The sequence below is a fragment of the Bartonella sp. AA86SXKL genome (genome assembly GCF_042196885.1).
Genome location: NZ_JBHIRE010000295.1, coordinates 1 through 744, shown reverse-complemented (window position 1 = coordinate 744; position 744 = coordinate 1). Strand labels below are relative to the sequence as shown.

The 744-nt window shown below is 38.8% G+C and carries 1 protein-coding gene; it reads right to left on the bottom strand.

Translation table 11 applies throughout. The features are described from left to right. Nucleotides 1-138: 138 nt before the first annotated feature. A partial coding sequence (locus tag ACFIO5_RS11630; protein ID WP_375705496.1) for a hypothetical protein occupies nt 139-744 on the bottom strand: 606 nt, incomplete at its 5' end.

The following is a 744-nucleotide window of genomic DNA, read 5'->3' as shown; positions in this document are numbered from 1 at the left end:
ATTTTTTTGATTTCACTGGTTAATTCATATTTTTTGCACATAGAGATACCCTCACAATTTAATGTGATAAACATTTGATAAAATTTGGAATGGAAAATTTGCTTAAAAAGCAGGCGCCCCCGCCGCGCCCGCGCGTCTTTACGCAGCGTTATTTTCAATAATCTTTACAACGGTATCGTTTTCATAAATTTCACAATCTTCAGGAATTCCATATGCATAATAAAAGTTTTGTTTGACATATGAATAACCATCTCTTTTTAACCTTGCATTGCCATGTACCAAACCTCTAATGGTGTGATAACCAGTCACTTTTGCATTCCCATAAACAGAACCATAGACCTTAACATACCCACCCACGCTAGCATTCCCATAAACCTTGCCATAAATTTTAGCAGCGCCACTAACAACAGCATGATCATAAACCTCGGCATTGCCATGAATACGTGCACTTCCTGATAATTTTGCATTGCCATAAACCCGCGCCTGATGATAAACCCAAGCATTATAAGAAAGATGCGCATTGTCATAAACATGAGCTCCAAAATACACGCGGGTTTTATCATATACATGCGCATTGCCATAAACAAAACCACCAATGGCAGCATTGCCATATACCCTTGCATTTTCATAAACACGACCAGATTTTACAACACAAGCATTATCATAAACCCAGCAATTGCCATCATGAGAGAGGTTATCTTCCTTTTCAATAAAGCCACCCAAGGCACCAGCCTTAACATCAGC